Here is a 24,283-nt window from a genome sequence, read left to right as displayed (position 1 = left end):
ACCGGAGGGGCGTGAAGCTCAGAGGATCATGCTCGTGCGCTCGCCTCCCACGCCCATCACTCCTGTCCGTCGATCCTCGACCGGACCTCCGCGGTGAGCGGGTTGTCGTCGGCCGGGTCGGTGATGATCGCGGTGACGGCGTCGAGCGCGAGGATGGGATAGCGCGCGACAGCGCCGATCTTCTCCTCGCTCGCGAGCACGACGGTCTCGGTGCAGCGCGAGGCCAGTGCCCGCTTGGTGACGGCATCCTCGAGCTCGCCGGTGGTCAGGCCGCGTGCGGGGTCGATGCCGGTGGCGCCGAGGAAGAACGTGTCGGCCGCGACGTGCTGGATGGCCTCCATCGCCATTCCGCCGCCCGTCACCAGTGAGTGTCGAGAGAGCTCCCCACCGACCACGATCACCCGTGCGTCCGAGTGCTCCGCCGCCGCGAGTGCGACGGCGGGGCTTGCCGTGATCACCGTGAGCCCCGTGCCGGAGGGCAGTATCCGGGCCATGGCGAGAGTGGTCGTGCCGGCATCGAGGATGATCGTCGAGTCGGGCCGGATGGTGGCCACGGCCGCGCGTGCGACGCGCTCCTTGCTCGCGGTCGCCAGCTCGGTGCGTTCGCTCACCGGGGCCTCCCGGGCAGGGATCGGCAGGGCGCCGCCGTACACGCGCTGGAGCTTTCCCTCTTCGGCGAGCTCTCGGAGGTCGCGTCGGATCGCGTCCTCCGAGACCCCGACCTCGTCGGCGACGGTCTTGGCCACCACCCGTCCATCACGGGCGAGAAGGTCGAGCAGGTGGTCTTTGCGCTGGGCAGCGAGCATGCGTTTCCTCACGAAGTTGCACGATTATGCATGATTCAGACTACAGTCATCCCCATGACGACGCCACTGCTGATCCTGATCGCCGGCCCCTATCGCTCGGGCACCGACGGCGACCCCGCCCTCATCGCGCGGAACCTCGCCCGCCTGGAGGAGGCTGCGGGCCCGATCTTCCGCCTCGGCCACGTGCCGATGATCGGAGAATGGGTGGCGCTCCCGGTGCTGCGCACGCTCGAACCGGTGGATGCCGGAGAGGGCGACGTGATGTACGAGACGGCCCGCCGCCTGCTGCAGCACTGCGATGCGGTGCTGCGTCTGCCGGGGGAGTCCTCGGGTGCGGACAAAGACGTCGAGATCGCGCAGGAGCTCGGACTTCCCGTCTACCGGTCGCTCGACGAGATTCCCCCGGCCGCGACTGCATAGGCTGGGGGCATGACCAAGAACATCTGGACCATCATCGGCGTCATCCTCGCCGTCGTGATCGCGTGGTGGATCGTGAGCGCGCTGTTCTCGGTGCTGGCCTTCATCTTCAAGCTGATGATCGTCGCCGTCGTCGCGGTCGTGGTCTTCCTGGTGCTCCGCGGGATCTTCAGCCGCAGCGACGACTGACCACTCGTCACCGCGGGTAGGTCACGCCGCTCAGCTGCTCCGAGAGGTCCCAGCTGCGCGCGGCATCCGCCGTGCTCCGCAGCGGACGGTACAGTGCCTGCTCGGCTGGAGCGCCGCCCATGTGACCCGGACCGCGCGGTCCGTACAGCCGCCCGGGGACGGCGGATGGCGACACCGCCGCGAACAGGGCGGGCAGAGCGGCGCTCTCCGCCGTGCCGACGATCAGCCCGCGCTGGGAAGCCCACCGGATCACCCTCGCCTCGACGGTGTCGTCGGCGCGACCGAGTTCCGGACGAGCGGCGAGCAGGTTCGTGGGGGCGACTCCGGGGTGGGAGAGATTCGACGTGATGCCCCATCCGAGCGCTCGGCTGCGCCGATCGAGTTCGAGCCCGAAGAGTCCGAACGCGATCTTCGACTGCCGGTAGGCCCGCATCCCGTCGTAGGACTGCTCCCCGTTCGGGTCCTGCCAGTTGATCGTTCCACGGGCCGCGGCCACGCTCACCTGGGAGGTCACGCGCGCCTGCCCGGCGCTGAGCAGGGGGAGCAGGTGCGCGACCAGGGCGAAGTGCCAGAGGTGGTTCGTCCCGTACTGCACCTCGAGCCCGTCGATGGTCGTCTGACGGTCAGGCGGGGTCATCACCCCGGCGTTGTTGATCAGCAGATGCACGGGGCTGCCGTCCCTCCGCATCGCCTCGCCGAACTCCGCCACGGAGTCGAGCGATGAGAGGTCGAGCGGCGATGTCCGCACCTGCGCATCCGGCGCAGCATCCCTGATGGTCGCGGCGGCGGCATCCCCCTTCCGCGGATTGCGCACGGGAAGCACGATCTCGGCTCCGGCGCGGGCGAGACGCGTGGCGATGTGCAGGCCTATCCCGTCGCTCCCTCCGGTCACGACAGCGCGGCGGCCGACGAGAGAGGGGAACTGGATGGGGGGAATGCGCGCGGTCATGATGCTCCTTCGTGTCTTCTGCCAGCGTGGAGGCTGCGCCGGCGCGCAACCAGGACTCCCCATGCAGTGGATAAGCGCATCGGGCGAATGCGAGGATCGGGACGTCGGCAGGAGGACGCGGATATGGCCATCGACAGGGCGGCACTCGCAGGGTTCCTGCGACTACGGCGAGACAGCCTGCAACCGGAGGACGTGGGGCTGACGCGCGGAGCGAGGCGTCGGACCGAAGGCCTTCGGCGTGAGGAGGTCGCCGCCCTCAGCCACATGTCGGCCGACTACTACGCCCGTCTCGAACGGGGTGATGGCCCGCTGCCGTCGGAGCAGATGCTCGCTGCCATCGCGCAAGGACTTCACCTGTCGATCGATGAGCGCGACCATCTGTTCCGCCTGGCCGGGCACCCTCCGCCCACCCGAGGAGGAGTGAGCGACCACATCAGTCCTGGCATGCTGCGGATCCTCGATCGGCTGCAGGACACTCCGGCCGAGATCGTGACCGAACTCGGAGAGACACTGCGGCAGACCCCTCTCGGCAGGGCGCTCACCGGCGACACGGCACACCTCACCGGCATGGAGCGGAGCCTCGGCTATCGCTGGTTCCGCGACCCGTCCACGCGGGACCTTTACGACCCCGCGGAGCACGAGTTCCTGTCGCGACTGTGGGTGTCGGGTCTGCGCGAGGTCATCGCTCGGCGGGGTCCGACATCGCGCGCTGCGCGTATGGCCGACTCGCTGCAGGAGCACAGCGCCGAGTTCCGCGAGATCTGGGAGCGTCACGAGGTCGGGCTCCGGCCCCGCGAGACGAAGCACTTCGTGCATCCCGAGCTCGGCGCGCTGGAGCTGTCCTGCCAGAGCCTCGTGGACCCCGAGCAGTCGCACTTCCTGCTCGTGTACACCGCGGTCCCGGGCTCCGCGAGCTCCGAGAAGCTCCGACTCCTCTCCGCCTTGGCGCCGCGCTCCCTCGTCTAGCGGTTCACGCCCGGGCGAACACCCCGACGCGGTATTTCGCGGCGCGGTGCGTGTCCTGCACCCGGTCGCCGCGGCCGTGGAGCTTGTTGCGAAGAGTGCCCGGCGCGTACTCCTCGGGATAGGCGCCGCGCTCGCGCAGCACCGGGATCACGTGCTCGATGATGTCCTGCCAGGTGCCGGGGGTGACCGCGTAGGCGAGGTTGAAGCCGTCGATGTCGGTCGTCTCGACCCAGGACTGCAGCTCGTCGGCGATCTCGACGCCTGACCCGACGATCGTGGGGCCGAGGCCGCCGATCGCGTTGTGGCGTCCGAAGTCGCCGACGGTCCATTCGCGGCCGAGGTCGGCTTCTTCCTTCAGGTGCTGCAGAACCGACTGGATCGCGTTCGACTCGACGTTCCCGACCGGTTCGTCCTCGGCGTACTGCGACAGATCCACGCCCATCCACCCCGACATGAACGTCAGGGCGCCCTCGGGGCTCGCATAGGAGAGGTACTCCGCGTGCTTGGCCGTCGCCTCTTCTGCGGTGGCGGCGGTGATCACGGTGAGCAGCGTGTAGATGCGCGCGTCGTAGCGGTCGCGTCCTGCCGCCTCGAGGGCGTCGCGAATGCGCTTGACCGTTCCGGCGAGCACCTCCTTCGAGGGGGCGGCGACGAAGATGGCCTCGGCGTTCTCGGCCGCGAACTTCACGCCGCGCGGACTCGCACCGGCCTGGTAGATCACCGGCGTGCGCTGCGGCGAGGGCTCGGAGATATGGATGCCGGGCACGCTGAAGTGCTTCCCCTCATGCCCGATCGGGTGCACCTTGGCCGGGTCGGTGAAGATGCCGCGCTCGCGGTCCTCGACCACGGCATCGTCTTCCCACGACCCCTCCCAGAGCTTGTAGAGCACCTCGACGTACTCGTCCGCGTGGTCGTAGCGGTCATCGTGGGCGAGCTGGTCCTCCTGGCCCATGTTGCGCGCGGCGCTGGGCAGGTATCCGGTCACGACGTTCCAGCCGACCCGGCCCTGCGTGAGGTGGTCGAGGGTGCTCAACCGGCGCGCGAACGGGTAGGGGTGCTCGAACGCGGTGCCGGCCGTGATGCCGAAGCCCAGGTTCTCGGTGACCGCGGCCATCGCGCTCACCAGCAGGATCGGGTCGTTCACCGGCACCTGCGCGCCGTTGCGGATGGCGGCCTCGTTCGTGCCGCCGTACACGTCGTAGGTGCCGAGCACGTCGGCGATGAAGATGCCGTCGAAGGTCGCGCTCTCCAGCAGCTTCGCAAGCTCCGTCCAGTACGAGATGGTGTTGTACTGGCGCGAGCGGTCGTCGGGGTGCCGCCACAGGCCGGACGACTGGTGGGCGACGCAGTTCATGTCGAAGGCGTTGAAGCGGATCTGACGGGTCATGCCCCCATGAAAGGCGAAGGGCGCCGGCGAATCCAGGGTCGCCGAAATCCACGGACACATTCCGGGTGCGGGTCTGCCTCTCCCTGGCATTCGGCCACCCCCGCGGGCTCTACCCTTGACTGGTGACCGACGAGACCGTGACCGCCCAGAGGCTCGTGCGCCGCTTCGCCCGTGAGACCAACCTGCTCGTGTCGGGCCGGGACTTCTCGGTCATCGGGACGGATGGCGTGGCCGAGGCCCTCCGCGCCCTGCTTCCGGCGCTCGGTGCGCATCTCGGTGATACGGGGGTCGTGTTCGCGCCGGGAGGGTCGCCTGAGATCCTGCTCGACGGTGAGGCGCTGCTGCCCCGCGAGAGGGCCGAGGATCGCGTCGATGCGGCCGGACGCCACATGCCCGTCGCGACCGACCGTGCGCGGCGTCTGCGCGAGAACGGCACGGTGCGCGGATCACGCATCGGCATCGCGATGGTGCTCGAGCCGAAGACCGCGCAGCTCGCCCTGCTGCTGCGGGACGCGGGAGCCACGGTCGCCGTCTACGCCCACCCCGATGAGATCGACGTCGAGGTCGCCGAGGTGCTGCGTTCCCGCGGGATCCCGGTCGACGGCGATCCCTCGCTCTCGGGTGCCGCCGAACGTGCCGCCGCCGTGTCGTTCCTGCACCGCGGCTTCGACCTGCTGCTCGACGACGGCTCGCACCTGATCCGCCTCGCGCACGAGGAGGGTCTCGCTCCGCAGCTGCGGGGTGCGGCCGAGGAGACCACGAGCGGCCTCACACCGCTGCGGCTCATGGAGCGGGAGGGCGTGCTCGAGATCCCCGTGATCGCGGTGAACGACGCCCTGACCAAGACCTCCTTCGACAACCGGTACGGCACCGGGCAGTCGTGCGTGTTCGCGATCGCCGACGCGCTGGACGACGCCGGCATCGACCTTCGTGACCAGCCGGCGGTCGTGGCCGGCTACGGGCCCGTCGGCGAGGGCGTCGCCGCCCATCTGCGTGCCCTCGGCGTGCAGGTCGGCGTCAGCGAGACCGATCCGGTGCGCGCCCTTAGGGCCGCGCACGACGGCTACCGCATCGGACGCCTGCACGATCTCGCCCCCGGGGCGCTCGTCGTCTCGGCCACAGGGGCGCCGCACACGGTCGACGCCGAGGTGCTGCGCGCGGCGGCGATCGTCGCGGTCGCGGGTGGCGTCCCGCACGAGATCGACCTCGATGCGTCGACGCTGCGAGCATATGAGGGAGTGAACGGCGAGGCCTCCGCTTTCGTCGAGCGCGCCGGCACCGGGGCGCTCGTGATCGCCCGCGGCGGATGTGTGAACCTGTCCGCGGGTGAGGGCAACCCGATCGAGATCATGGACCTGTCGTTCTCGGTGCAGCTCTTCGCCGTCGAGCACCTTCTCGCCCACGAACTGCCCGCCGGCGTGCATCCGCTCCCTGCCGAGGCCGACGTCACGATCGGCGCCGCCGCTCTCGCCCTGCGCGGAGAGCACATCGACCAGCGCAGCCGCGCGCAGGTCGACGCGCAGCGCGAGTGGCGCTCGCCGCGATTCCGAGGAGAGTCCGCATGACTGCCGTCACCGTCTACTCGGCAGGTCTCGTGGTGCCGATCACCGCGCCTCCCATCGTCGACGGCGCTGTGGCCGTGCGCGAGGGACGGATCATGCATGTCGGCGAACGCGAGTGGGTGCTCCGATCGCTGTCCGAGCGCGGCATCGACGCGGACGAGGTGCACTGGCCGGGCGTGCTGACCCCCGGGCTCGTGAACGCCCACACGCACCTGCAGTACACCGGCATGGCCTCGGTCGGCCGCGGGCAGTACGACGGCTTCGACGACTGGGTGCGGGCATTCGACCCGGTGTACGAAGGCGGTCGCGACTGGGCGGCGGATGCGGCGGACGGCGCGGCCCAGGCGCTGCGCTCCGGCACGACGGCCGTGGCCGACGTGGTGACCGATCGTGCGGCGGCGACCGCTCTGCACGACGCTCGGCTGCACGGCATCACCTATTGGGAAGTGATGAGCTGGACCAACGCCGACTGGGCGCGCACCGGACGCACCCAGGTCGAGCAGGCCCTCGACGCGCTGCCGACCCCGCCGGGGACGGGCCTCTCGCCGCACGCCCCGTACTCGCTCGACATCGAGCCGCTCCTGGAGATCCCCGACATCGTGCGCGAGCGCGGCGGGCGCATCCACATCCACCTCGGAGAGGCCGCGTTCGAGAGCGAGTTCGCACACGAGCATCCGCAGGCCTGGCATACCGCGGGTCTCGCCAGCTTCCAGGAGCTGCGCAAGGCCGGATTCGGCACCAGCGCCACCGAGTTCGTCGACCAGCTCGGCGTGCTCGGGCCCGACTGCCACATCGCCCATGGCGTCTACATGAGCGCCAGAGACCGTGCCATCCTGCGCGAGCGCCGCACGACCGTGGCCCTGTGCCCGCGGTCGAACGCCGTCATCGGACTCGAGGAGCCGCCGATCGCGGCGTATCTGCGCGAGGGCAGCCCGATCGCCGTGGGCACCGACTCGCTGTCGTCGAGCCCCTCGCTCGACGTGCTGGCCGACGTGGCCGAGCTCGCGCGCATCGCCCGCTCGCAGGGCTACACCGACCGCGACCTGCACGCCCGCCTGCTGGGTGCCGCGACCCTCGGCGGGGCGCACGCCATGGGGATCGACGTGGGCCCCGACCGCACCGGGTACCTCGCCGTGGGGGCGCTCGCCGACCTGACGTTCTTCGACGTCCCGGCCGGCCCCGACGCCGTTCCCGAACTCGTCGAGCACGGGGCGGGCCGTACCGCCGCCACGATCGTCTCCGGCGAGGTCCGTTTCGCGATCGACTCTTTCGACCGCGCCGCGGTCACCCTCGAGACCGGAGGTGTCTCATGACACAGCGCCCCACGACCGCCGAGCGGCTCGACCTCGCCCCGCACCCCGAGGGCGGCTGGTTCCGTCGAACCTGGACGAGCCCTCTGCCCGTCGAGACGCCGAACGGTCCACGACCGGCGGCCACCTGCATCCATTACCTCCTGCGTCCATCGGAGAAGAGCGAGTGGCACGTCGTGACCAGCGACGAGCTGTGGCTATGGCACGGACCGGGGCGGCTCGAACTGAGCCTCGGCGGCGACGGCGCGGAACCGGGCGAGGCGACCCCCGTGGTGCTCGGTCCCGACGACGCCGCGCAGGTGCTGGTGCCTGCCGGGGTCTGGCAGGCCGCCCGTCCGCTGGATGCCGAGGAGGTCCTGGTCTCATGCTTCGTGTCCCCAGGTTTCGATTTCGCCGATTGGCGACTGGCCGTATCGCCTACTCTGTAGAGGCAGACCCGTCTCTGCAGAAGCAGACCCGTCCTGCCTCGCCGTCTTCTCCATACCCTTCCTCGCCCTGGAGTCATCGTGCCCTTCGCCCCCTCCCTACTCCGCGCGACCGTCGTCGCCGCTGCGGCCGCCGCCATCGCCCTCACCCTCTCCGCGTGCAGCACGCCGTCGACCGACTCCGGCAGCGCAGACGGCTCAGGACTCCCGACCGTGACCGAGGGCAAGCTCACCATCGCCACGGGTGAGCCCAACTACGAGCCGTGGTTCGTCGACGACGACCCCTCCAACGGCGAGGGCTTCGAGGGTGCGGTCGCCAACGCCGTCGCCGAGCAGCTCGGCTACACGGCCGACGACATCGTCTGGGTGCGCACCACCTTCGACGGCGCCATCGCCCCCGGCCCCAAGGACTGGGACATCAACCTGCAGCAGTTCTCCATCACCGACGACCGCAAGAAGGCCGTCGACTTCTCGTCGCCGTACTACACGACCACGCAGGCCGTCGTCGCGGTCGGCGACTCGCCCGCGGCATCGGCGACCACCATCGACGAGCTCAAGGCCACCAAGGTCGGCGTCGCCAGCGGCACCACCAGCTACACGGTCGCCAAGGCCCAGCTCGGCGAGGACAACCTCAACGTCTTCAACTCGGTCGACGACGTCGTGCTCGCACTCAAGGGCGGTCAGATCGACGCCATGATCACCGACCTTCCCGGCGCCTTCTACGTCGTCGGCGCTCAGCTCGACGACGGCGTGGTCACCGGACAGTTCGCCGACGCGAACGGCGGAGACGACTTCGGCATCGTGCTGCCCAAGGGCTCAGCCCTCACGGCCGATGTCACCAAGGCGGTCGACGCCCTGCGCGACGCCGGCACGCTCGACGAGCTGCAGCAGAAGTGGCTCAGCGACGCGGTCGACGTCCCCGTCCTGAAATGACCTCGACCTCCGTCGACGCGGAGTGGCAGCCGAGCGAGCTCGAGCTGTCACGCCGCGCTCTGCGGCGTCGGGCGACCACCCGATCCGTCCTGATCGCGTTCGGCAGCAGCATCGCGCTGTTGGCGGTGCTGATCGTGGTCGTCGTCAACACCCCGGGCTGGGCGATCGTCAGCCAGACGTTCTTCGACCCGCAGGTCGCACTCCAGAGCATCGGACCGATCTTCCAGGGCCTGCTCGTCAACCTGCTCGTGCTCGTCATCGCCGTGGTGTGCGTCGCGATCCTCGGCACGCTCCTGGCCACCATGCGCTCGCTGCGCGGCCCGGTGTTCTTCCCGCTGCGCGCGCTCGCCGCGGCCTACACCGATTTCTTCCGCGGCATCCCGCTGCTGATCGTGCTGTACCTCGTCGGCTTCGGCATTCCCGCGCTGGGGATCTTCCCGCGCATGCCCCCGATGTTCTGGGGCACGATCGCGCTGGTGCTGACCTACTCGGCCTATGTCGCCGAGGTGCTCCGTGCGGGCATGGAGGCGGTGCACCCTTCGCAGCGCATCGCGGCGCGCTCGCTCGGCCTCACTCACGGCCAGACCCTGCGGATCGTCGTGATCCCGCAGGGCGTGCGCAAGGTCGTCCCCGCCCTCATGAACGACTTCGTGTCGATGCAGAAGGATGTCGGCCTGATCTCGGTGCTCGGGGCGGTCGATGCGGTGCGCGCGGCTCAGCTGATGGTCGCCGAGACCTACAACTTCACGCCCTACGTCGTCGCCGGTCTCATGTTCATCGTGCTCAGCTGGCCGATGATCCGCCTGACCGATGTCGTCACGGCGCGTCTGAACAAGCGCGAGCAGGCCGGAGGAGTCGTATGAGCGTCCCCGTGATCGAGGCCAGGGGCGTGCGCAAGCGCTTCGGCGACCATGACGTGCTGCGCGGCATCGACCTCGCGGTCGGCACGCACGAGGTCGTCGTGCTGATCGGCGCCTCGGGCTCGGGCAAGTCGACGCTGCTCAAGACCATGAACCTCATCGAGGGGATCGACGACGGACAGATCTTCCTGTCCGGCGAAGACATCACCGACCCGCGGGTCGACGCCGATGCCGTGCGGGCGCGGATCGGTGTCGTGTTCCAGCACTTCAACCTGTTCCCTCACCTCACCGTGCTCGACAACGTCACCCTCGCGGCGGTGCGCGTGCACGGTATGCGCAAGACGGAGGCGCGGGCCCAGGCGCGCGAGCTGCTCGACACTCTCGGGCTCGGCGCCAAGGCCGACGAGTACCCCGATCGGCTCTCGGGCGGACAGCAGCAGCGCGTGGCGATCGTGCGCGCCGTCCTCACGCAGCCCGAGGTGCTGCTGCTCGACGAGATCACGAGCGCGCTCGACCCACAGCTGGTCGGCGAGGTGCTCGACCTGGTGCGCCAGCTGAAGCAGCAGGGCGCCACGATCGTGATGGCGACTCACGAGATGTCGTTCGCCCGCGAGGTCGCCGACCGCATCGTGTTCCTCGAGCACGGCGTCGTCGTCGAGCAGGGCCCGCCCTCTCAGGTGTTCGACGCCCCGCAGCACGCGGCCACCGCGGAGTTCCTGGCACGCGTGCAGCACTGACGTGCCGTCCTCGCCCCATCTGATCGCCTGACCCGCACCCGGCGGTGGCCCGAAGGGCATCAGGCGGAGATCGGATCGGTGACGATGGCAGAATACTCTGCAGTCGCACCACCCGCGCCCGCGGCGTGTGCGAGGGGACGGGAGAAGGCTCGCCGGTCGCGCTGGTTCCGGTCCGACCCGACGGCGAGGCCAGACGTGATCGGTGCGGAGCGGCAGACGAGCCTTGGGATCAATGGGGAGGGGCGGTCGAGGGTGGATGACGCGGCGCGCGCCCAGGCGATGCAGCTTCTGGGGAAATTCAACGACGAGATCACTCGAACGATCGACGGAGTGTTCGGAACCCGCTGGGCGGAGATCGAGGAGATCCTCGCGCTCATCGCGCTGTCCGCCGAGAGCGTCGTCACCACACGGAGGCTGGCAGAAGTCAGCGGACTCGGCCGGCGGACGGTGTCGCGACTGGTGCTTCGTCTGCACGAGGACGGTGTGATCGGCACGCGACGCTCGGTTCGGGATGCACGCGTGATCGAAGTGTTCCTGACGGCGTACGGACACGCGCGAGCCGACGAGCTCCGATCGCGGATCTCTGACCTCTTCCGTGACAGCGGGTCGATCGCCCGGAGTATCAGTCTCGGACTCGGGGCGGCGTCGGCGGAGATCGAGAAACCCGAGCCCGGAGATGCTCTGGACCTGCTCAGACGCGTGTGCGAAGCGGGCGCCGCGCTCGTCCACCACATGCCGGCCGCGGCGATGCAGGGCAGGCTCGCGGCGCGGCAACGGGCCGGGCTCGTCCTCATCGCTTCCACGCCGGGTGGTGTCCGGCTCTCCGCTCTCGGGCCCGCGCTCGAGGTGACACCCGCGGGAAGGTCCTACATCGCGGACCAACTCCTCGCGAAGGGATTCATCCGGCGCTCCCGGGGATCCGTCCCCGGGGACAGACGCGCCGTCGTCCTCGAGTCGACGCAGGCGGGACGGGATGCCGTCGCCGCTGTCGCTGCGGGGATCGAAATGCACAGCGAACGGCTCTCTTCGCTGTTCGCCGAGGTGGCGTCCTTCCGCCCCTGACACGAAGATCGCGGCGGCAGGCCCTCAGATCGGGATCTCGTCGACCGACGAGATCGATGCGCATCATTTTCCTCCGGCTATCGACACCTGCGGTGTTTATCAGTAGTGTCCTGAAACACGACCGGAGAGAGGTGGATATGTCCAGAGAGGAACACGCTCGTGAAGGCGTGCAAGCTGTTCTCACCGACGACGAGGTGATCGATGTCGCAGTGGTGATGCCGCGGGGGTCCACGAAGTCAGGGGTGATCGGGGCTGCGCTGGGGGTCGGCTTCGGCGGCGACAACCAGACGGCGTGGGGCGTGGCGGGCGGCATGCTCGCGCAGCGCGCTCACAGTGCGTCGATGGGCAGCTACCCGTCGATCGTCCTCGCCGTCTCGCCGACCAAGCTCTACGTGCTGGGTCGACGCCGCACGGGCCTCGTCGGCGGATGGAAGGACCTCGCCCTCGTCGCACATATCGACCGCGCCGACCTGACCGTCCACACGCGCCACAGTGGCACGGTGCGGGTGATCGAACTCACCGACGACACCACCGGGAACGTCCTCGAGTTCGAGGCTCAGAACATCGGTGGTCTCGGCCTCAAAGACTTCCTCAACGAACTAGGAGAGTAGGACATCATGGCTACGACTTCCCGCCCCGCCGGAGTGACCTTCGTCGCGGTCCTCGCATGGATCTCCGCGGTGCTCCAGATCGTTCTCAGCATCCTCATCCTCACGGGCGTGCTCGCCGTCTCCTCCGTCTCGATCCCCTCGACGTGGTTCGCGCTGGTGATCGGGTTCGTCACACTTCTCGTGAGCTTCGGCTTGTTCGGGGGGCGCAACATCGCTCGGGTGATCGTCACCGTGTCCCTCGTGCTCAGCATCGTCGGCGCGGTGCTCCAGGCGATCGTCCATCAGGACGCGAACGTCCTGGTGGGCTCCCTCATCACCGTCGTGCTCGCTCTGGTCGGGATCGTCATGCTGTACACGGCTCGGGCGAACAGTTTCTTCAGCTGACGTCCGGCCCGTGATCGCAGAGAATCGCGTGGGCAGTCGTCCTTCTCATGCGGCGCTGACCGGCCTCAGTCGCCGACGCCGAAGAGGCCCTTCCCGAACCTGCTGATGTCGCGGTACGCCTCTGCATAGGTCGACGGAGCTTTCGCTCCGGGGCTGTAGCGCGCCAGCAACAGACCCGAGAGCCCGATGGCGGGAGCGGTCAGCGGGCGGTGCTTGTGCGTCGTCGCCGCTGCCGTCGCATCATCTTCTTCAGGGTTTCGCCCGGCATACAGGGCCTTCGGTGTGGGCCACGTGTAGGGCTGACGCGGCTCGGTCAGGTTGATCGCATTGAAGATGGGGTTCGCGGTCTGGTCGCGCATCGTCAGTGGGGGTAGACCGTGTTGGCGGCAGAGGGTGTTGATGATCGAACCGTGATGCATCTCGTCATGGATCACCGTTCCCGCCGCGGTGTATGCGCTGACCACGATCGCCGGCACGCGCAGCCCGAGCCGATCGAAGGCGAACCCCATCTCACCAGGGCCTGTGCGGTCCGGTGGCGTCGCAGCGGGCGGCGGCACGTGATCGAAGGTGCCCCCGTGCTCATCGAAGGTGACCACCAGCGCGGTGTTCAGCGCGTTGGAACCGTTCTCGGAAGCGCTCGTGCGGATGGCGTCGTAGATCTCCTGCAGGAGCCGATCGCCAGCCCTGACATCGGAAAGGGCGCTGTTGTACACCGGTACCTTCTCACCGTCCTCGTCGACCTCGCTCTCGCGGACCGTCTCTCCCCACGGCGGATGCATGTCGTTGTGATTGAAGACCATGCGGGGTTCGATGAAGCTGTAGGCCGGCAGGTCACCGGTGCGCACATCCTCGTAGAACTGCTCCATGTCGCGGAAGTTGGTCTTCCAGTAGGGCTGCAGAACGGGTGCGTGCAAGAGGCCCGTGAGTGACACGAGCTGCGATCTGTCGTAATAGATGCGCCAGGGTATTCCTGCGTCCTGCAGCCGATTGAAGATCGTCGGGGCAGGGGGCCGTCGAGCCACTTCTCGTATCCATCGCCGCCGTGATTCGTGACGTAGCCGTGCGAGGTCGATGCATGGAAGAACAGCCGGTTGCAGAAGGTCTGCGAGGGCACCGCCGCGTGCCACGCATCGTAGACAGCGAATTCTCGAGCAAGTGTCGAGAGGACGGGCATCATCGCCGGGCTGAACCCGCCCATGACGACGCCATACTCGTCCGGGCGAGGACGGCGGCCCTTCTCGTTCTCGAAGTTGATGCAGTAGTCCCGTACGAACCCGCTGTTGGTGGCGAGAGTGCCGACGGGGGGTGTGTTGAACGGCGGAATCAGCCCGTTCGCGCGGATGTCTGCATTCGTTTCGGGGTCGACGACGTTGAAGAGCTGCGTGTTCACGTGCGGGTAATGCTCACCGGGGTCCGGCTGGGGCGACTGCATGATCGCATCGGTGGAGCCCTCGTAGAGGTGGGCGGCGACGTCCTCGCCGTCCAGGCCCTCGTTCGAGTACGAGCCCTGCGGGATCCCGTCGAACTGCGCGCGGGTCTTCTCCTCGCTGCTGTACAGGTGTCCGAGCATGTTGTCGAAGCTGCGGTTCTCGAACATGACGACGACGACATGATCGAAACCGGGAGCGGACCGCAGCGGCAGGGGCGAGAACTCCGGCGGGTTCGCGGTCGCCGCCGCGGTCACGGCTGCGCCGGCGGATGCCCCTATCGCTGCACCTGCGATACCGATCCCCGCTCGACGGAAGAAGTCACGCCGCGAAGGTCTCACCGACTCTGCGGCGGCGCTCACGTCGTCGGGCGAGGGCGTCATGGGGCCGACTCCTTACATCTCGTTGATCGATTCCACTCCATCTCCGGGCGTGACCGCAAGGGTTTCGCTATGGTCGAGCCATGCCCGCAGTTCTGGAGTTCGACGCGAACGCGCGCTACGGGGCCGCCCTCGTGGGGGTGCTGTTCGCCGGCTATCTCAGCGTCTCCACCGACTACAGCGCCTTCGTGCAAGCGACGAACTATGCCGGCGTCCTCGGCACCGACATCCCTGCTGTCGACCTCTTCGAGTTCCTGCTCACGCTCGGCCTCTTCGTCACCGCGTTCTGGATCTTCCCGACCTCCTCGGCACGCCGGCTGGCGGCCGTCACGCTCACCTGCGTGGTCCTCTTCCTCTGGGCGACGATCGGGATCGAACGCGGAGTCGGGAACGTCGTCGACCCTGCCGGTCTGTGGGTCTTCCTGCTCGATCAAGGGTTGGTCAGTCTGCTGGTCGGCCTCGGAGGGTGGCTCATCGTGCGCGCACGGAGCTTTGCCACCTACGCCGTGATGCTGGTCGTCTTCATCCCCCCGATCATCAGCAGGGCGCTCATCGACAGCTCGGTCACCTCCGGATCGTTCACGCTGGCGAAGATCGCCGCCGTGATCGTCCTGGGCATCGGCGGCGCGTGGCTCGCGGCACTCGCCGACCGGTGGCAGCGCCCGCGCGACAGCAGCAGGGAGCCGAACACCCCTCGTCCGTGACTCCACGAGGTGCTCGAGGAAACGCTCAGGCGAGCTCGTCCTCCGGCCGTCGAGGACTCGGGTCGGGCGGCAGGATCTCGATCGGACGCGCGGCGGTGCGCTGAGCCCGCCACCAGATCACGAAGCCGATCGCGGTGAAGACGCCGTAGAAGACGTACATGAATCCCGTCGCGTAGTAGCCCGAGCTGAACAGCAGGGGCACCCCGACCACGTCGACGGCGATCCAGACCAGCCAGAACTCGGTCCAGCCCTTGGCCATGCCGTAGGTGGCGAGCAGCGATCCGACGAACGTCCAGGCGTCGGCCCAGACCGGCTCCCACGATCCCAGCAGACGGAACAGCGGCGTGAGGGCTACGGTGCCGACGACCATCACCAGCACCATGCCGATGCGCGCGCTCGTCGGTGCCCAGCGCGGCACCACGCGTCCGCCGTCGAGATTCCGCCAGCGGATCCAGCCGTAGATCGCCACGGCGATGAACATGATCTGCCGCCCGGCCTGACCCAGCAGATGCGGCAGTGACGGATCGGGGCTGAGCGCGGAGCCCAGGAACACTGTGAGCAGCAGCAGGTTGCCGATGATGCCGACCGGCCACGCCCACACCTTGCGACGCATGCCGCCGAGCGCACTCGCGAGACCGAACGCGTTGCCCACGACCTCGCGCACCAGGAGCGTCTGCCCGCCGGGCAGCATCCACTGCGAGTTGAAGGCGTCGACGAACCACTCCAGCAGGTTCATCGTCAGGATCCGGCGTCGGGTTCGACGCGGTCGTCGAGCACCAGCTGCAGCATGCTCAGATCGAGCCAGCGCCCGAACTTGGTGCCCACCTGCGGCATGCGTCCGACCTCGACGAAGCCCAGGCGCTCGTGCAGGGCGATGGATGCGGCGTTCCCGCTGTCGATCCCCGCGATCATCACGTGCATCCCCGCGTCGGTGGCGCGCTCGACGAGCGCGGCCATCAGGGCTGTGCCGATGCCGCGACCGTGCTGACCGCCGAGAACGTAGACCGAGTGCTCGACCGTGAGTCGGTAGCCGCTGTGGGGACGCCACTGCGCGTATGACGCGTAGCCCAGCACGCCGGTGTCGTCGACCGCGACGATGACCGGGTAGCCACGGGCGGTGCGCTCGGCGAGCCAGGCGACGCGGTCGGCGAGGTCGACCGCCTCCTCGTTCCAGATCGCGGTGGTGTGCAGCACGGCATGGTTGTGGATCGCGGTGATCGTCTCGAGATCGGCGGTCTCGGCATCCCTGATTCGCACGGCTGTCATCGGCGGGCGGTCTCTCTTCTTCAGCGCTTCGGGTGCGCGTTCTTCATCGGCGCTCGGGTGCGCATCGCCGACGCTAGCAGGAGGAACCGGCGTCCGGGGGGAAGCAACCGAACAGTTACGCAGCTCAGCCCACGGGCCTCGCGCTCACGGCCTCGCGCACGAGGATCGCGCGCCTCATGTCGACCATGATCGGGTCGAAGAAGCGCTCTCGATAGCGGGCCTCGCTCACGGCGGAGAACACGAAAGGCAGGGCCGCGATCACCGAGAGCAGGGTGGCCGCCTTGAGCAGGTTCACGGTGAGTGGCAGCTTCGCTCCGAAGAACTCCAGCGGCTGGACGGCGAGCGGCTGCGCGGCGTTGCCGGGGCCGAGCCAGATGCCGACGACTCCCGTGGGGACGGCGATGCCGCCGATCACGATCAGCAGCGCCGCGAGGAGACCCGCGAAGAACAGCGCCTGCACCAGCTGCGCGACCGTCATGGCGAGCAGGATGTTGATGCGCTGCGGTGCGCGCAGTCGACCCGGAGCGCCGGGCACGAGGGGGCGCCCTTCGGCGGGGGTGCCGAGCAGCAGTGCGGTTCGCTGTTGCGCTGTGGGCGCCTGCGCATCGTCGTCGATCTCGGACGCGCTGACCCGCAGCACGACGATGCCGGCGAGCACGGCGACGACGAGGCCGAGCAGGGCGATCGATCCCCAGGACAGGGCGGAGGCCATCTGCCACACCTCGGCCGAGAAGAAGGAGAACACGACGAGCATCAGGATGACAGGGAGAGCGATCGAGGCCATGTGCCCGATCGCTGAGGCGTTGCGCACCGCGAGGCGCGAGGCCCAGGAGACCATCGCGCCACCGCCCATGCCGGTGACCAGGATGCAGAGGGCGAGGACGAGGATCGTCCTCAGGACCGGACCGACGGTCGCATCCGGCTGGACGCTGTAGCCGTAGCTGATCGTGAAGGCGAGGCACGCGGCGATCAGGAGGAGCGCGACCGCCGTGCCGATGCCCATCGGGAGGCGACGCAGCACCGCGCGCACCAGGAAGTAGGCGGCCCAGGCGAGCCCTGCCGAGAGCGTGAAGAGCACGAGGGCGATGACCACGACGAAGGCGGCCTCCTCAGACGAGTCGTCGAGGGCGAAGTCGAACACGACCTCGATCCCGTCCTGGAAGAGGTAGGCCGCCACCGCGACCCAGGCGATCAGCGGCGCGACGCGTCGCGGAAGGTCGGTGAACCAGCGCCGCAGCGGCACGAACGTCGGAAGCCCCTGTTCACGGAACCAGCGGTCGGCGTCGCGCTTCGCGCTGTGTGGCTTCGGCGAGGGCGGGGACGTGGGCATGGCGATGAGATTACGGCATCCGCGATGCCCGAGTTATCCACAACCCTTCCGACTATTCGAATATATGTTCTAAACTGGGGGCATGGCGAACCCGCATCTAAACCCCGTCCTCGAGGCAGTGAAGTGCCTCGAAGACGCGTGGGGCGATGCGACGAACGCGAGCGATCTGACCCGAGCGGAGCTGCTCGAGGCCCACCAGGCGTTGGGGCTGGTGCAGCGTCGACTCGACGGCGTCCACGCCGAGATCGCGGCGAGCATCGCTCGGGAATCGCGTCCCGAACTGGGAGCTGAGGGTCTCGCGAAGCAGCAGGGCTTCCGCAGCCCGGCGACCATGATCGCCGCAACGACCGGCGGATCGACGGGCGACGCGGTGCGGCTCGTGAAGGTGGGGGAGGCGACGGCGCCTCGGGCGAACCTGATCGGCGAGCCGCTTCCGCCGCGGTATCCCGAGGTGCAGCGGGCGATCGGTGCCGGCGTGCTCGGTGCGGCATCCGCGGCGCTGATCGTGACCTGCTCGATCGGGCGCGACTCAAGGTCGGCGTCGACCGCCTCGTCGAGGCCGAGCGTCTGCTCGTCGAGCGTGCTGAGGGGCTGTCACTCGATGATGTGCGCAAGCTCGTCGCGCATGCCGAAGCCTGGCTCGACCCCGACGGTGTGGCGCCGCGCGAAGAAGAGGCCCGGTCGCGGCGCTCGCTGGCGATGTTCGAACGCGACGGGTCGCTGCACCTCACCCTGCAGACCGACATCGCCTCCGGGGCTCCCGTGAAGGCGGCGATCCAGGCCTACGTGACGGCGACGTTCCAGGCGCGGGCGCACGCGCTCGACCCCGAGGCGCCCGATGCCGACCGTCGCACGGTCGCGATGATCCAGGCCGACGCGCTCGCCGAGATCTGCGCGCATGCGAGCGGCTGCGACAACGGCGGGCTGCCGGTGTCCGGGGCGACCGTCGTCGTCCGTGTGGGGCTCGGCGACCTGACGGCCGGCGCCGGGTTCGCGACGGTCGACGGCCTCGACGAGCCGGTCAGCATCGCGGCATGTCGTCGGATGGCGGCGGGCGGCGGCATCATCCCCGTCGTGCTCGGCGGTGAAGGCGAGATCCTCGACTGGGGGCGCGAGAAGCGGTTGTTCACCCGTGCGCAGAGGCTCGCGCTCGTGGAGCGTGACGGCGGCTGTGTCATGTGCGGGCTGCCCCCGCAACTGACCAGGGCGCATCATCTGCGCTGGTGGCAACGTGATGGCGGATCGACCGATCTCGACAACGGCGTGCTGCTGTGCGACAGCTGTCACCACCGCATCCACGATAACGAGTGGGAGATCAGGATCGAGGGGTGCGGGTTCGCCGCGCAAGTGTGGCTCATCCCGCCGCCGAACGTCGACCCCGAGCGCAGACCGAGACTCGGCGGCAGGGCGCGCTACGACATCGCGGCGTGAGGGTGTGAGGGCGTGAGGGTGTGCTCCGGTCGGTCGGTCGGCGCCGTCGCGTCGCTGGATTCAGACGTGCACGTCGGCGGGGGATTCCTCGCCCTCGTGGAAGTTGGGCGTCTTGCCGAACAGCCGCGCGATGCCCAGCACGATCCCGACGATGACCAGTCCCAGAAGAAGACCGGCGATCGCGGAGATGATCGTGTCCACGATCCAGACCACGACCGGACCGAGGCCGTGGAGCGCGTGCTCCACGGCGTGCAGCATGTCGACCGGGAAGTGCCAGCCCACCTCGCCGAGGTTGACGAGCACCAGGTGGCCACCGACCCACAGCATCGCGACCGTGCCGAGGATGCTGATGAACCGGAAAACCGCGGGCATGGACCGCACGATCCTCGTGCCGGTGTGACGCACGCGCTGCACCGGGTTCTTCGCCATCTTAAGGCCGATGTCATCGATCTTCACCAGCAGCGCGACGGCGCCGTAGACGACGCCCGTCATCAGAAGCGCGATCACGGCGAGGATGGCCAGGGTCGCCCAGATGTCGAGGCCCTTGTCCAGACTCGCCAGCGAGATCAGCATGATCTCGGTCGAGAGGATCAGGTCGGTGCGCACCGCACCCAGCACGAGCTTCTTCTCATCGCGCGCGCCTTCGTCGGCGTGGCCGTGCTGCACGCCGAACCACTCCAGCACCTTCTCCGCGCCCTCGAAGCAGAGGTACGCACCACCCAGGATCAGCAGATACGGCAGCACCCAGGGCGCGAACGCGGTGAGCAGCAGGGCGGCCGGGATGATGATCAGGAACTTGTTCGCAAGCGACCCCAGAGCGATCTTGCCTACGACGGGCAGCTCCCTGGCCGGTGTGAGGCCCTGCACGTACTGCGGGGTGACCGCGGCGTCATCGATCACGACGCCGGCCGCCTTCGCCGACGCCTTCATCGCAGCGCTCAGGATGTCATCGACGACGGCGAGCAGTCCAACGGACATGGGCGGTTCCCCTCGGCAGGTGTGCAGTGCGGAGGCAACTCTATCGAGCCGGAGGGGCTCCGCTCGGCAGGGGGGCGCCGAGAGCGCAGCGGAGCATGGCTCTCGGCCGGGAGGTGAGCAGCGTCAGGGTCTCGTATCCGATGGGCGCGCCGTGGCAGAGCACGCGCTGGACGACACACCGAGTGCGCACGGGCCCGAGAAGGTGCGGAAGGTTCTCGCCGATGTACTGCTGCAGTCTCGCCTGCACGGCGCGGGAGAGCTCGGGGCGAGCGAGCCGACGTGACGTCAGCGTCGTCCTCATCCCGGCCATCCACTTTTCGCCGTGGGCGCAGAGCACGAAGAACAGGAAGACGGTGAGGCCCCCGATGGGCAGGGCAGCGCGCACGGGGGAGAGGATCGCGATCATGCTCAACAGCGCGAAGAGCGCCATCGCGCCGACTCCCGTGACGACCCGACGGAGCAGCGATATGTCGAGGGCACGTCGTGCCGCAGTGAGGAGCCGGAGTTCGTCCGAGGGGTCCAAAGGACTGTCAGGAGTGCAAGAGTGGGGGCCGTATCGCGAGGGGAAGCGGTGTTCGAGGCGGAGCAGGCGGATCTCGTGGTCCAGTGCGATGCCCGTCTCGGTTGTCTTGTCGATGTCTCTGAGGAACCAGAGCGGCACCCCATAGGCGGCCGCGAGGGATTCGATGACGGCCGGCCCGAGCGTGCGCCTCCGGCCACCGGGAGAGCCATCGGCGGCCCACTCGCCCTGCCCGACGATGACTCTTTGCGCAGCGCAGCGACGGGCGACGGCTTCAGGCGCATTGTCGAAGGTCCTCGACAGTGCCTCGAGGCGTGCCACCCGCGGGTCGAGCATCCTCAGCACAGGAGCGGAGACGGCCTCGATGTCCCCTCTCTTCTGCGTACCCGTGCGAAGACGTCTCCAGCGCGCTCTCTCCGCGAGCGCTCGCATGGGCAGCGGGATCATCGGAGGCGGATTCCTTCAACGTGGGAGTGGGCAGAGGACGTGCTGGGGATGACGTCCGCCGCCCACTCTGCCGGCCTGGGTAGCCGGATAAGGCTCCCCGGGGCGGGAGCCGCTGATGTGCAAGGCGATCACGTCCTGCACATGTCCATCGAACCGCGCGCAGCGGCGATTCCCGTTCACCGCCCGTGCTGTTCGGTCCCGTCGGAGGCAAGATGAGTGACTCTTGGGCCTGTCCTCGGTACTTCCACGCGGCGAATCAGTACTACAGGAGGGCGGCATTGTTCTCCTCCAAGAGATGGCGACTCGACAGATCGAGCTTGCGCATCACCCGGTGCATGTGACTCTCGACGGTTCTCACGCTGAGCACCAGGTGAGCTGCGATCTCCTGGTTGGAAAGCCCCGTCGCGGCCAGGCGCGCGACCTCCTTCTCTCTTTCGGTGAGAGATGCAGACTGTGCGCGAAAGCGTGCGACGTCGTAGCCGGCCGCGCCGCGGGCGTGTCGGATGGTCGTCTGAATATCCTTCGCACGGGCCTCCAATTCGATGTCTTCCCGCTCAGACGCGAGGGTCAGAGCCTGCTCGCATGCGCTGAGGGCAACCCCGATGCGACCGAGGCGATCGAGCTCCTCCGCGGCGTCCAGGGTGGCGTTACCGTCTTGCGCCGCCCATGCGCAGAGGTAGTCCCGGTGGGCCTGAAGAACTCTTGCATCCGGCGTCGAGGACAGGCACGTGGTGATGTGATCGAGTCTTTCCGGGGTGGACTCGATCTCCGCTGCCGCGAGGAAGGCGACAAGAGCAGCGAACCGGGCACCTCGATCCCATAGCTTTGTCGCCGACTCCCACAGCACTCGGGCGGCTTCGGCGCTCTGTCCTTCGAATGAGCGGAGCTGAGCTGTCGCCCACGCGGCTGACTGCACGGGCATCGGCCCATCTTGACCGGGGAGATGCTCCACCTCGGCGGCGAATCTCTCTGCGCTGGCGATACGTCCGTGCCGTACGGCGTTGAGCGTGCCGATCGCCAAGAAGGCCCGCTGTGTTCCCGCGGGAAACGGCGTCGGATCTCCCGCAGCGAAGATCGTCTTGAGGAGTTCGTCCAGGGCGACGTTGTCACCTGAGTGGAGATGACAGATGGCGAGAGCCGCACCGAACGTCCGGACGCCGTCGATGTCGAGGTACCCGTGCGCTTCGTCGAGCGCTTGGACGAGCATTTCCCGCGCCTGTTGATAGCGTCCTTCCCCAATCATGGCGAGCGCCTTCAACGCCTTCTGGCGATGAGTGACATCGACGTCCTTTATCTCGCTCAGCGCGGTTGCGACCCGGTGCGCGTCGGAGAACCGCGCGAGAGACACGAGAACGAGCAGCTGCACCTCGAGAAGCTCCGCCTTCACGGCGTCAGGGAGCTCATCCGTGACTTCGAGCATCTCCGCGAAGTCGTCGGGAAGCGCTTCGATCGAGTGCCGTATCTCGACTTCTACCGCATCGAGAGTCCTGCTGTATGGGCCCAGGCCGTCTCTGCCTTCTTCGAGTATCTGCAGCGCCGCCTCGAGGTCGTGATCGACGTACGCGCTCCAACGAGCGCGAAGGGATAGCAATTGCGCGCGGTCGTCGATCCCCCCCCGACAACAGGTCGGTCGAGCCGATCACTCGACGGATGTCGGTGTCGGCGGCCGGAGTGTAGGTGTCCATGAGAGCGGCGACGTACCTGACGGCGGTCGCCGGTGTGGCGTTGGCTTCCCATTCGGCCGCCATCACGATGCGGCGGGCTCGCGCACGCTCGTGCAGAAGGCGGACGAAAAGGGCGTCGGGTTCGGTCGCTGTGTGCAGCGAGTTGGAACGTTCGGTCAGTATGGTCGCCGTTGACGACGACGAGGAGCCGAGGCGATCGATGATCAGTTCGGTAAGTCGGATCTGCCGCGTGCTCAAGGGCTCGTGGCGGAAGTACTCGACCAGCAAGGGGGGAGTGACGGTGATCAGCTGCGACGGACCGCGGTTGACGAAGGCGATGAGAGAACGCTCCTCGAGGAGTTCGAGGGTGTCCCATTCGACGAGCTTCCTGACCGTCTCCAAGCCTGCGACGCCCACGATCGCGATGATCTCGAGTGCGTCCCTCGTGCTCTTGTCGAGGTTCTCGAGATATCCCTCGAGGACCGCGCGCATGCCGGAACTCCAGAGGTCTCTCGCGGCGACCCATTCCGAGCCTCGACGTACCAGCAGGTTCTCCCGCACTGTCGCATCCACCAGGCTGATGGCCAGTCCGATGTTGCCGCCCGACTTCGCATAGATCCGGCTCATGGTGCTCGCCTCGACAGGGCCATTTAGGTGCGCGCTGATCGCGAGCTCCAGGTTTTCGAAATCGAGGGGTGTCATGTCGATCACATAGGACGACTCCTGCGTCGAGGCGACGAGGCCGCTGGGCGTGTGCCGTGCGCGGAGCCCCTGAAGTCGAGAGATCACGACCGGGATGCCCGTCGCTCGTCGAATCGACTCCGCGATGCCCCAGGAAGACTCGTCGAGGTCGTCCCAATCATCGAGGAACAAGGCGGAACGGGGGTGACGGAGTTTGCTCTGGAGCGCGTCGGCGGTCTCCTCGAGACCAGCCGATGTGCGCGAGCCCTTTCCGATGCCGGAGAGGTGGAGCGCGGCGAGGGGATGGTGTCGGAGGGAGGCGATTCCTCTCACGGTCACGATGCGCCAATCGCTGTCTTCGAGACGCTTCCGCAGCGCGCCGAGGAATGCGGTGCGACCGCTTCCTCTGCCCCCAACGACATCGATACTGATGCCTGCCTGGATGAGGTCGACTGCCCGGGCGAGGTTGCGCTTGCGTCCGACGACCATGGAAGCCCGCTTTCTCACGATGTCACAGCGATCATCGAGAGAGTACGAGTGGGGTCGGAGATAGCGGTAGCCCCCAGCCACGAATACCCCAGAACTAGCGGTTTGTCGCCGCAGCGATCGCCCTTGCCGAAAATGATGTCCTCCCCAAAGACGTCCGAAGCCACACGTCGGCACAGCAGTCGAGTCTCGGGATCTTCGCTGCCGGGGCAGCTGGGATCGCTCGGCGACGACGCACGTCTGCTGCCGAGGCGCGAAACCGTCAGTGAGCCCCGCGGAAGCGCGCCTCGGCAGTGTCCGGTCGTCCTGAGACTCTCGCTTTGCCAACGAGGGACGACCTCGACGTTAGGTGCGGAGATGTCCGCCGGGGC

At 68.2% G+C, this 24,283-nt stretch carries 25 protein-coding genes and 1 pseudogene; 14 read left to right on the top strand and 12 right to left on the bottom strand.

All coding sequences use genetic code 11. From position 1 onward, the window contains the following. Positions 1-56: 56 nt before the first annotated feature. Positions 57-806 carry a DeoR/GlpR family DNA-binding transcription regulator gene (locus D514_RS28865; protein ID WP_017829828.1) on the bottom strand — a complete coding sequence of 250 codons (750 nt, stop codon included), beginning with the start codon at positions 804-806 and terminating at the stop codon, positions 57-59. A 54-nt stretch (positions 807-860) separates the two neighbouring features. Here D514_RS28865 and D514_RS28860 point away from each other — a divergent pair, with 54 nt between their 5' ends. After that, positions 861-1,226 carry a hypothetical protein gene (locus tag D514_RS28860; RefSeq protein WP_017829827.1) on the top strand — a complete coding sequence of 122 codons (366 nt, stop codon included), beginning with the start codon at positions 861-863 and terminating at the stop codon, positions 1,224-1,226. 9 nt (positions 1,227-1,235) lie between these two features. Continuing rightward, a complete protein-coding gene (locus tag D514_RS38955; protein WP_017829826.1) occupies positions 1,236-1,412 on the top strand; it encodes a hypothetical protein in 177 nt (58 codons plus the stop codon). 7 nt (positions 1,413-1,419) lie between these two features. Here D514_RS38955 and D514_RS28850 read toward each other — a convergent pair whose 3' ends face one another. After that, positions 1,420-2,361 (bottom strand): SDR family oxidoreductase, encoded by a 942-nt coding sequence (locus D514_RS28850; RefSeq protein ID WP_017829825.1) that lies wholly within the window; start codon positions 2,359-2,361, stop codon positions 1,420-1,422. A 123-nt stretch (positions 2,362-2,484) separates the two neighbouring features. Here D514_RS28850 and D514_RS28845 point away from each other — a divergent pair, with 123 nt between their 5' ends. Continuing rightward, a complete protein-coding gene (locus D514_RS28845) occupies positions 2,485-3,327 on the top strand; it encodes a helix-turn-helix transcriptional regulator (RefSeq protein WP_017829824.1) in 843 nt (280 codons plus the stop codon). A 4-nt stretch (positions 3,328-3,331) separates the two neighbouring features. Here the strand turns inward: D514_RS28845 and D514_RS28840 are convergent, their stop codons facing one another. After that, the gene (locus tag D514_RS28840; protein WP_017829823.1) at positions 3,332-4,714 is read right to left on the bottom strand and encodes an LLM class flavin-dependent oxidoreductase; all 1,383 of its coding nucleotides are present in this window, start codon (positions 4,712-4,714) and stop codon (positions 3,332-3,334) included. A gap of 122 nt (positions 4,715-4,836) precedes the next feature. Here D514_RS28840 and D514_RS28835 point away from each other — a divergent pair, with 122 nt between their 5' ends. The 9 genes from D514_RS28835 (at position 4,837) to D514_RS28800 (ending at position 12,598) form a co-directional block, all read left to right on the top strand. Beyond that, positions 4,837-6,279 carry an adenosylhomocysteinase gene (locus D514_RS28835; RefSeq protein WP_017829822.1) on the top strand — a complete coding sequence of 481 codons (1,443 nt, stop codon included), beginning with the start codon at positions 4,837-4,839 and terminating at the stop codon, positions 6,277-6,279. After that, a complete protein-coding gene (locus tag D514_RS28830) occupies positions 6,276-7,589 on the top strand; it encodes an amidohydrolase family protein (protein ID WP_017829821.1) in 1,314 nt (437 codons plus the stop codon). The genes D514_RS28835 and D514_RS28830 overlap by 4 nt, the downstream gene beginning before the upstream one ends. Continuing rightward, positions 7,586-8,014 carry a cupin domain-containing protein gene (locus D514_RS28825; protein ID WP_017829820.1) on the top strand — a complete coding sequence of 143 codons (429 nt, stop codon included), beginning with the start codon at positions 7,586-7,588 and terminating at the stop codon, positions 8,012-8,014. The genes D514_RS28830 and D514_RS28825 overlap by 4 nt, the downstream gene beginning before the upstream one ends. 78 nt (positions 8,015-8,092) lie before the next feature. Beyond that, a complete protein-coding gene (locus D514_RS28820; RefSeq protein WP_017829819.1) occupies positions 8,093-8,944 on the top strand; it encodes an ABC transporter substrate-binding protein in 852 nt (283 codons plus the stop codon). Continuing rightward, positions 8,941-9,807: an amino acid ABC transporter permease gene (locus D514_RS28815; RefSeq protein WP_017829818.1), complete on the top strand. Its 867-nt coding sequence runs from the start codon at positions 8,941-8,943 to the stop codon at positions 9,805-9,807. Before D514_RS28820 ends, D514_RS28815 begins: the two co-directional genes overlap by 4 nt. Next, positions 9,804-10,541: an amino acid ABC transporter ATP-binding protein gene (locus D514_RS28810; RefSeq protein ID WP_017829817.1), complete on the top strand. Its 738-nt coding sequence runs from the start codon at positions 9,804-9,806 to the stop codon at positions 10,539-10,541. The genes D514_RS28815 and D514_RS28810 overlap by 4 nt, the downstream gene beginning before the upstream one ends. A 252-nt stretch (positions 10,542-10,793) precedes the next feature. Next, positions 10,794-11,603 (top strand): MarR family transcriptional regulator, encoded by an 810-nt coding sequence (locus D514_RS0119405; protein ID WP_017829816.1) that lies wholly within the window; start codon positions 10,794-10,796, stop codon positions 11,601-11,603. A 167-nt stretch (positions 11,604-11,770) separates the two neighbouring features. Beyond that, positions 11,771-12,214 carry a hypothetical protein gene (locus D514_RS28805; protein ID WP_017829815.1) on the top strand — a complete coding sequence of 148 codons (444 nt, stop codon included), beginning with the start codon at positions 11,771-11,773 and terminating at the stop codon, positions 12,212-12,214. Between the two features lie 6 nt (positions 12,215-12,220). Further along, entirely contained in the window at positions 12,221-12,598 is a 378-nt protein-coding gene (locus D514_RS28800; protein WP_144052982.1) for a hypothetical protein, read from the top strand. Positions 12,599-12,663: 65 nt separating this feature from the next. Here D514_RS28800 and D514_RS39405 read toward each other — a convergent pair whose 3' ends face one another. Together D514_RS39405 and D514_RS39400 are read right to left on the bottom strand one after the other, a co-directional pair. Further along, positions 12,664-13,620 (bottom strand): alkaline phosphatase family protein, encoded by a 957-nt coding sequence (locus tag D514_RS39405; protein ID WP_017829813.1) that lies wholly within the window; start codon positions 13,618-13,620, stop codon positions 12,664-12,666. An 86-nt stretch (positions 13,621-13,706) separates the two neighbouring features. Further along, a pseudogene (locus D514_RS39400) lies at positions 13,707-14,168 on the bottom strand (hypothetical protein); the annotation flags it as partial. Between the two features lie 320 nt (positions 14,169-14,488). On the opposite strand from D514_RS39400, the gene D514_RS28790 reads away from it, so the two are divergent. Then, positions 14,489-15,109: a hypothetical protein gene (locus D514_RS28790; RefSeq protein WP_017829812.1), complete on the top strand. Its 621-nt coding sequence runs from the start codon at positions 14,489-14,491 to the stop codon at positions 15,107-15,109. Between the two features lie 25 nt (positions 15,110-15,134). Here the strand turns inward: D514_RS28790 and pnuC are convergent, their stop codons facing one another. From pnuC to D514_RS28775, 3 genes are all read right to left on the bottom strand, one after another. Continuing rightward, a complete protein-coding gene (pnuC, locus tag D514_RS28785) occupies positions 15,135-15,845 on the bottom strand; it encodes a nicotinamide riboside transporter PnuC (RefSeq protein ID WP_017829811.1) in 711 nt (236 codons plus the stop codon). 2 nt (positions 15,846-15,847) lie between these two features. After that, on the bottom strand, positions 15,848-16,375 hold the full coding sequence (locus D514_RS28780; protein ID WP_017829810.1) for a GNAT family N-acetyltransferase: 528 nt from the start codon (positions 16,373-16,375) through the stop codon (positions 15,848-15,850). Between the two features lie 124 nt (positions 16,376-16,499). Beyond that, complete coding sequence (locus D514_RS28775) at positions 16,500-17,705, bottom strand: hypothetical protein (RefSeq protein ID WP_017829809.1); 1,206 nt, start codon at positions 17,703-17,705, stop codon at positions 16,500-16,502. 354 nt (positions 17,706-18,059) lie between these two features. Between D514_RS28775 and D514_RS39390 the strand changes: the two genes are divergently transcribed. Further along, positions 18,060-19,136 (top strand): HNH endonuclease signature motif containing protein, encoded by a 1,077-nt coding sequence (locus D514_RS39390; RefSeq protein WP_306413951.1) that lies wholly within the window; start codon positions 18,060-18,062, stop codon positions 19,134-19,136. 60 nt (positions 19,137-19,196) lie between these two features. On the opposite strand, the gene D514_RS28760 is transcribed toward D514_RS39390, so the two are convergent. From D514_RS28760 to D514_RS28745, 4 genes are all read right to left on the bottom strand, one after another. Beyond that, complete coding sequence (locus tag D514_RS28760; protein ID WP_017829806.1) at positions 19,197-20,114, bottom strand: DUF808 domain-containing protein; 918 nt, start codon at positions 20,112-20,114, stop codon at positions 19,197-19,199. A gap of 40 nt (positions 20,115-20,154) precedes the next feature. Further along, positions 20,155-21,081 (bottom strand): hypothetical protein, encoded by a 927-nt coding sequence (locus D514_RS28755; RefSeq protein ID WP_017829805.1) that lies wholly within the window; start codon positions 21,079-21,081, stop codon positions 20,155-20,157. A gap of 262 nt (positions 21,082-21,343) precedes the next feature. Further along, on the bottom strand, positions 21,344-22,447 hold the full coding sequence (locus D514_RS28750; protein WP_186004827.1) for a LuxR family transcriptional regulator: 1,104 nt from the start codon (positions 22,445-22,447) through the stop codon (positions 21,344-21,346). A 34-nt stretch (positions 22,448-22,481) separates the two neighbouring features. Then, entirely contained in the window at positions 22,482-23,915 is a 1,434-nt protein-coding gene (locus tag D514_RS28745; RefSeq protein WP_020380576.1) for a hypothetical protein, read from the bottom strand. Between the last annotated feature and the right edge of the window lie 368 nt (positions 23,916-24,283).

It is taken from the genome of Microbacterium sp. UCD-TDU, assembly GCF_000340625.1.
GTDB lineage: Bacteria > Actinomycetota > Actinomycetes > Actinomycetales > Microbacteriaceae > Microbacterium > Microbacterium maritypicum.
The sequence above is the reverse complement of the archived record's forward strand: the minus strand, read 5'-3'. Positions and strand labels throughout refer to the sequence as shown.